Source organism: Ruegeria sp. CDSA141, from assembly GCF_059612005.1.
Genome location: NZ_JBXWPT010000041.1, coordinates 1 through 5,166 on the forward strand (window position 1 = coordinate 1; position 5,166 = coordinate 5,166).

General features: G+C 51.8%; 9 protein-coding genes. 8 read left to right on the forward strand and 1 reads right to left on the reverse strand.

The window, feature by feature from the left end; genetic code table 11:
- The first annotated feature begins 150 nt into the window (after positions 1-150).
- From AC2FLP_RS21875 to AC2FLP_RS21910, 8 genes are all read left to right on the forward strand, one after another.
- Positions 151-642 carry a tyrosine-type recombinase/integrase gene (locus AC2FLP_RS21875; RefSeq protein WP_496686494.1) on the forward strand — a complete coding sequence of 164 codons (492 nt, stop codon included), beginning with the start codon at positions 151-153 and terminating at the stop codon, positions 640-642.
- Positions 643-645: 3 nt separating this feature from the next.
- Positions 646-1,356 carry a hypothetical protein gene (locus AC2FLP_RS21880; RefSeq protein WP_496686497.1) on the forward strand — a complete coding sequence of 237 codons (711 nt, stop codon included), beginning with the start codon at positions 646-648 and terminating at the stop codon, positions 1,354-1,356.
- A gap of 49 nt (positions 1,357-1,405) precedes the next feature.
- Positions 1,406-1,579 (forward strand): helix-turn-helix transcriptional regulator, encoded by a 174-nt coding sequence (locus AC2FLP_RS21885; protein ID WP_299899952.1) that lies wholly within the window; start codon positions 1,406-1,408, stop codon positions 1,577-1,579.
- A gap of 105 nt (positions 1,580-1,684) precedes the next feature.
- Positions 1,685-2,059 carry a hypothetical protein gene (locus AC2FLP_RS21890; protein WP_496686500.1) on the forward strand — a complete coding sequence of 125 codons (375 nt, stop codon included), beginning with the start codon at positions 1,685-1,687 and terminating at the stop codon, positions 2,057-2,059.
- A 100-nt stretch (positions 2,060-2,159) separates the two neighbouring features.
- Positions 2,160-2,366 (forward strand): transcriptional coactivator p15/PC4 family protein, encoded by a 207-nt coding sequence (locus AC2FLP_RS21895; protein ID WP_299899957.1) that lies wholly within the window; start codon positions 2,160-2,162, stop codon positions 2,364-2,366.
- Positions 2,367-2,891, forward strand: coding sequence for a GntR family transcriptional regulator (locus AC2FLP_RS21900; RefSeq protein WP_299899960.1), 525 nt, complete (start codon positions 2,367-2,369; stop codon positions 2,889-2,891).
- Positions 2,892-3,039: 148 nt separating this feature from the next.
- Positions 3,040-3,591, forward strand: a complete 552-nt coding sequence (locus AC2FLP_RS21905) for a hypothetical protein (RefSeq protein ID WP_496686504.1) — start codon at positions 3,040-3,042, stop codon at positions 3,589-3,591.
- On the forward strand, positions 3,588-3,869 hold the full coding sequence (locus AC2FLP_RS21910; protein ID WP_299899964.1) for a hypothetical protein: 282 nt from the start codon (positions 3,588-3,590) through the stop codon (positions 3,867-3,869). The genes AC2FLP_RS21905 and AC2FLP_RS21910 overlap by 4 nt, the downstream gene beginning before the upstream one ends.
- 13 nt (positions 3,870-3,882) lie before the next feature.
- Here AC2FLP_RS21910 and AC2FLP_RS21915 read toward each other — a convergent pair whose 3' ends face one another.
- Positions 3,883-5,001 (reverse strand): hypothetical protein, encoded by a 1,119-nt coding sequence (locus tag AC2FLP_RS21915; RefSeq protein ID WP_299899966.1) that lies wholly within the window; start codon positions 4,999-5,001, stop codon positions 3,883-3,885.
- Between the last annotated feature and the right edge of the window lie 165 nt (positions 5,002-5,166).

Genomic DNA, 5,166 nt, shown 5'->3' on the forward strand with positions numbered 1-5,166 from the left:
ACTCAAACAGAAATCGAACCAGAGCCTCCGTTACGAAAACGCCTCAGCTCTCCGAAAAACTCTGAAGACGGACAAACGGCTTCGATGAACCAGAAATCCTCCGTTGCTCAAACCCCAAATCTGTCCGGTAGGCGCTGACGTCAGACACTTTTGATACTCACAGCGGTTCGTTCGTTTCCACTGCGCAATCTTCACCTGGACCAGATTGATTGTGATGTTTGGACCATACCCGCAGAGGCAATGAAGGGACGCAGGGACGCGACAAAAAGCTTTCGGGTGCCATTATCTAAGGAGGCTATGACTGTCGTTGAAATGGCTAAACCGCTGGCACGGGACGGCTTGTTGTTCCCCGGCGTTCGACGTGGCGTGATTTCGGACATGACGATGGCGTCGTTCATGAAACGAAGCAAACTGGTTGAGCGCCCTCATGGATTCAGGTCTTCATTCAGGGATTGGGTGGCGGAAACACAGAGCGTACCATTTGAGGTTGCTGAAACCTGCTTGGGTCATGTCGTGGGCGGATCTGTCGAGCGGTCCTATAAGCGAACGGATTTCTTGGAGCAGCGAAGAGCAATTATGGCGTGCTGGGGCCAATACACGACTCAAAATAGTTTATCCCAGCCCACCATTTCTAGGTTTTGAATCATGGTCAGTCCAGAATTGGAAGACAAATTTGACAGAGCAACGGAGGCACTTGCTGAAGGTTTTAGAGAATTAGAGAAGTTTGGGGGCATTAGTCTGCCAGCGTTACTGGACACGTCTTACACACATTTGATTATCTCCTTCACGCCTGGAATTACGCGAAGATTCACTGAAGCGGGCGGCGTGTATTATGAAGTAGAAGAGTATGCTTCACGTTATTTAGGGGGAGCCTCGCAAAAACTGCCTGAAGCACTAGATGCCCTAAAAACAATTTGTGCCAGTAACGTATTCGAAGGTGCGAAAATGCCCGAAAGCCTTCGCGTGAAAGCACACAGCCTAATACTGGGAAATTTCCCGGGGGCGAAACGCCGTGGCCCACCCCTTTCAAAAGACTTAACTTTGAGATTCGTGATGCGTCAATCTGCTCTTTCCGTAAGAAACGCGTTTGAATTGAGCCTAACTAGGCACGATGGGCCACGGACAATGAGTGCGTGTGATGCAGTATCAATGGTCGCGGATCAATTTGGAGTTCGCGTAACGTACAAATCACTAGAATCTTGGTGCACGAGCAAAAAGCACCAAGGTTTTCGCGACAGAGCTGATGCGATTTGGAACCATTTGACCGACCAATATTTGGTCAAAGTCGGCGCATTGAAGGAATCGCCGTCAAACCTGTCCGGACCATTTGCAGAATTGGGCCGTATGCGAAGATAACGGATATTCACCATTCTTGATGCACCACGAAACAACACGGTGCACAGCAATGAAACTGCTTTCTTTTCAAGACCTGCAAGCTAAGTTGGGCGGCCGCAGCCGCTCTAGCGTCTACCGCGATGTTGAACTGGGCCGTCTTCCAGAACCCATCAAATTTGGCTCTCGCCTCTATTGGAACGAAGCCGATATCGATGCTGCAATCGAAAAACAGATTGCCGCCTAAAAGAAAACCCTCACCCGAGGCACGGGCGGAGGCAAATTCTTTTGGTTAGCAGCATGAGAATAGCCCGAAACCCGCTGCCTTTCAACAATAGAAAGGTAATACAGGATGATTTTCGAGAAAACCCGAACAATTGAGGCCGAATTTCCACCAACCAATGCACTGCGCGTTTATCGATGGGCAGACCTTCCAAATTTAACGGCCCCGGCGCTTTACCGGGTCACAGATCCGGGCCAGGAACCCCTTGAAATCTACGCATCCAAGCACAAGCGCCAAGTCCTTGAGGGCCTAATAAGGTCGCCCCTCTTCGCGGCCAGCTACTGCCGCCTTTCGGACCAGGTGCTGCCACTGCGCCGAGATGACGGCGTGAACATCGAATGCAAGATGTACCGAGGCGATGCAGACACCGGACGCCAAAAGTTCGGCATCTATTTCCTCGTCAGCAAGGTGGAACTGATTGAGACTGGCGAGGTGGCGGCATGAGAACCCGCGACCTCCAGATCCATGCCCTTCGTCGCAAGCACGGCCTCTCTGAGGCCACTGCACGCATCGTTGCAACGCTATACTATGGGGAGGGACGCTAATGGCCCTCATCACCCAGATCCACAAGAACAGCCGCGAGGGATCCCGCGCCAGCCGGGATGACTTTCAAGGGCATGACCTCAACAATATCCGCGTGTTCTTTATCTCAAAAGACGGAGAGATGCTGCCGGGCACGCAAGGCATCGCCTTCAAGGGTGAGTTGCTACCTGAATTCATAGACGCGATCAGCAAGGCGGAGGCTGTGTAGATGGGGCGCGACAGGAGAAACGAGAAACGCGGCGAACACTTCACAAAACTCGTCCGCAAAATGATGGAGGAGCCCGCTTGGCGGGCCCTCTCATCAACCGCGCAGGCACTGTATCCATGGCTACGGCTGGAATGGCGCGGGGTGGACAACAACAATAACGGCAAGATTTGCTTGAGCGTCAGACAAGCCGCTGACCGGTTAGGCGTGTCGTACAACACAGCCGCCAAAGGGTTTCGCGAGTTACAGGCAAAGGGCTTCATTGCTGTGTCACGCCCGCCCAAACTTGGCACCAGTGGCGTCGCATCATCTCCGCTGTTCGAACTAACTGAAATCTCGCTGCCGACCGCGCACGGGGAGGCTGGCCGCAGATTGTACAAGCAGTGGGCTGAAGGGGCAGATTTCCCAGTTGTGAAAGCCCCGGTTCACAACCCGACTGGCAAGTGCGGAAAAACAAAACCCTGTCTTAAAAACTGCGACGAGACCGTCGTAGATTTTGCGACGAGAATGACAGAGGCGACGCAATAAATGCGACGGGCCGTATCAATATTTGCGACGAAAACACCCGATTTCGACAAGTCCCCCGTCGCAATATTTAAGACATCCTTAATCTACCAGGGGGTCTGGGGAAACGGACACCTTCAACACTAACAATCCAACAAGTGAGGCATTAGCAATGACTGACGAAACCAAAGGCGACATCACCGCCAAGAAAAAAGAGCCAAGCAAAACTGGGGTCAAATTCGAAGGCAGCAACAAAGAAGGTAACATTGTCGAGCTAACCAAGCACGACGGGCTAAGGGAAGTGTTCGGAACAGACTGCGATGAACTGGCCAGTGCCTTGATGGCTCACTGCCTAAAAGCACTGAACAACGCGGAATCTGGTAGCGCAGGTGAAGTAAACGATGAGCGGGCATTCATGATTTCCATCATCCACGACATTGCGCCACGAGATGCCGTTGAGAGAATGCTGGCTGTCCAGATGGCAGCCACGCATGTTGCAACAATTCGGTCGGCCCGGTGGCTTGGTGCCACGGAGACAATCCCTCAAGCCCAACTCCACCACACGGGATTCAACAAACTCTCGCGTACATTCGCCGCCCAGGTTGAGACGCTTCGGAAGCACCGAAACGGCGGGAAACAGACGGTAACTGTTCAGCACGTGAACGTCGAAGACGGCGGACAAGCAATCGTTGGTAACGTTGAGACGGGGGGAGGCAAAAAATGAAACATGCCTCCAACCCCATGCACAAGGCTCACGCAGCGCCTCGTTGCAATGCAACGTCAAAACGCAGTGGTCTTCCTTGCAAAAGCCCAGCGGTAAAAGGCTGGACGGTTTGCCGGATGCATGGCGCTGGCGGTGGTCACGGTCCTGGCAAGGCCAACCCCGCCTACAAGCACGGTATGCGCACCAGAGAGGCTCAGGAGATGAGGAAAGAGATCAACGAGCATGTGCGTCTGGCTCGCGAACTGGAACAACTGTTAGATAGCAGCGGTCAACGGTAAAAACAGAGATGGGTCACGGAGCAGGCTGCGCAAAAACAGCTTCGGCTATATTGGGGTCGACAACCACAACGTCGACATTGGCGACCTCGTCAAACATCTCTGTGTGCAGGGTTGAACCCAAAACATTCTGCATCTTTGCCTTGTAACCGTTGATGGCGGCATTCAAAACATCGGCGTATTCTTTGGGGGCGAGATTGCCGGCCTCAAGCTCATTATATGCATCCAAAAGGTCACGGCGCACTTGCAAAACAAGCTCTTGATTGGAGTCGATATGCATCTGCATGAGGTCTGGATGCTCGTTCTTCGATACCAAAAATTCCGTTTCTTCAGAGCATCTAGGATATTTTTTCGTGAGGCATCCATTGCATATGCTGCGCCATTTCTCAGCCCCTTTCCCATCTTTAGCCAGTAAGCCCAACCTACCATAGAGGGCGTGAGTCAAGTGGGCCCAGCCTTTAGATTTGTAGCCCTTTGCGTCGTTTACTTCGAGCCCAGCTGTACACATAATTCTGTTGGTTGCTTGATGACAGACGCCGTCAAGGCCGTATCGAATTCCCGCTAGGCCCTTTGTCAGTGGATCTGTTCGCATTTGCGAAAGACAATCGCACTCGGGTTGAAAAGCTATTCCGTGGCCAATAGAGCGCTGGTTTTCGTCGTGGTCGCCCCCGCATGGCCAAAGGTAGTTTCGCTTTCCGGCGTCATTGTATCCCACGGCATAAGTATGGTCGGCATTTGATTTTATGGGATCAATAAATGCTCCTTGCGCAAACATCTCGACCTTGCGTTTTTTGTAGGGTCCAAAAATATCGAACTCGTCATGCCACAGCCTCTGGCGTTTGTTTTTTACCGGGTGATACACTTCTGCGGCGACGTATCTTGGCTTTGTTGGATCAATACTTATACGAACTACAACTTCGTGATTAAAAAGCGTCCATTTGTGGCTGTCTTCACCTGTCCAATGTCCCTTGGCGGGATCGAGATTGACGCGATACGTATACGGCGCACAGCCCGTCACTTTCGTGGGTATTTCAATGCTAGCCTTGGGAAAGTCTACATTAACTTTGCCATGAAACGTGACTTTAAATCCAGGAGCGACGCCGAGTTCTTGCTTTGGGATTTTGTAAACTGCCATGAAACCGTCCTTTCAAATCAATATCTGAAGAGCGTACTCTCATAGCGCAAATTCGTCTGTGACCTTTTCCCTAAGGCTTCGTGTCCTTACCCATGAAGCCCAAAGCGCCTTCATTGTTCAGAATCTCAATTGCAGTACCCAAGGCTTCCTGATCCGAAACAAACT

What these genes read in the sequence shown, in the direction of transcription:
- AC2FLP_RS21900 (WP_299899960.1), top strand. Translation starts at nt 2,367, where the DNA reads ATGGGGCGCGACAGGAGAAACGAGAAACGCGGCGAACACTTCACAAAA.
- AC2FLP_RS21905 (WP_496686504.1), top strand. Translation starts at nt 3,040, where the DNA reads ATGACTGACGAAACCAAAGGCGACATCACCGCCAAGAAAAAAGAGCCA.
- AC2FLP_RS21880 (WP_496686497.1), top strand. Translation starts at nt 646, where the DNA reads ATGGTCAGTCCAGAATTGGAAGACAAATTTGACAGAGCAACGGAGGCA.
- AC2FLP_RS21885 (WP_299899952.1), top strand. Translation starts at nt 1,406, where the DNA reads ATGAAACTGCTTTCTTTTCAAGACCTGCAAGCTAAGTTGGGCGGCCGC.
- AC2FLP_RS21895 (WP_299899957.1), top strand. Translation starts at nt 2,160, where the DNA reads ATGGCCCTCATCACCCAGATCCACAAGAACAGCCGCGAGGGATCCCGC.
- AC2FLP_RS21910 (WP_299899964.1), top strand. Translation starts at nt 3,588, where the DNA reads ATGAAACATGCCTCCAACCCCATGCACAAGGCTCACGCAGCGCCTCGT.
- AC2FLP_RS21890 (WP_496686500.1), top strand. Translation starts at nt 1,685, where the DNA reads ATGATTTTCGAGAAAACCCGAACAATTGAGGCCGAATTTCCACCAACC.
- AC2FLP_RS21915 (WP_299899966.1), bottom strand. Translation starts at nt 5,001, where the DNA reads ATGGCAGTTTACAAAATCCCAAAGCAAGAACTCGGCGTCGCTCCTGGA.